Below are 897 nucleotides of genomic sequence, written 5' to 3' on the forward strand. Positions count from 1 at the left end.
AGGAGACCGCATGAACCGCCCCGTTACCCGCTCGTCGCGGGTGGCCGTCAGGGCGGCGGCCAGCACCAGCACGCCCGCGGCCAGGGTGAATATGAACAGCAGCTGCACCGCGGTAGTGACCTGGTCCAGCACCGATTGCAGCTGGTTCAGGATGGACCCCACGTCGAACACCGTCAGGTTGGGGAACTGCCTCAGCAGTTCCCGCGGCAGATCGGCCTGGCTGGCGGGCAGGTGGAACGAGGTGATCCAGCTTTGCGGCATCTCTGCCAACGCTGCCGGCGACAGCACCGCGAAGAAGTTCACCTGCATGGAATCCCAGTCGACGCTGCGGATGCCCGCCACGGTGACATCGACCTGCTGCCCGGCGATATCGAAGCGCAGTACGTCGCCCACGGACAGGCCCAGCGACTGCGCCAAGCCCGATTCCAGCGAGACTTCCCGCGCATCGGGGCGCAGCCAGCGGCCCTGTTCGATGCGGTTGCCGGTGGGCAGGGTCTCGCCGAACGACAGGTTGAATTCGCGGTCGACCAGGCGCTTGGCGCGCGGCTCTTCGTAGTCGGCCGGCCCCACGGGACGCCCGTCCACCGCCACCAGGCGGCCCCGCACCATGGGCCACAACTGCACATTGTCCAGCCCGTGCGACGACAGGAAATCCAGCACGGGCTGGCGCTGGTCGGGCTGGATATTGATCAGGAAACGGTTGGGCGCGTCGGGCGGCAGCGTGCGCTGCCATCCCGCGACCAGGTCGGTGCGGGTCATGGCCAGCAGCAGCAGGGCCATCAAGCCGATGGCCAGGGCGCATACCTGGGTAATGGTGGCGGCGCGCCGGCGCACCACCCCGGCCAGCGCAAAGCGCAACGCCGGCAGGCCTTGGGCCAGGCCGCGCAGACGGGCCAG

At 69.0% G+C, this 897-nt stretch carries 1 protein-coding gene; it reads right to left on the bottom strand.

What is annotated here, in order from left to right:
• On the bottom strand, window positions 1–897 hold an 897-nt coding region (locus tag LPZ50_RS25085; protein ID WP_419195644.1), incomplete at both ends, for an ABC transporter permease.

The organism is Bordetella petrii (assembly GCF_020991325.1).
GTDB classification, from domain to species: Bacteria; Pseudomonadota; Gammaproteobacteria; order Burkholderiales; family Burkholderiaceae_B; genus Bordetella_A; species Bordetella_A petrii_E.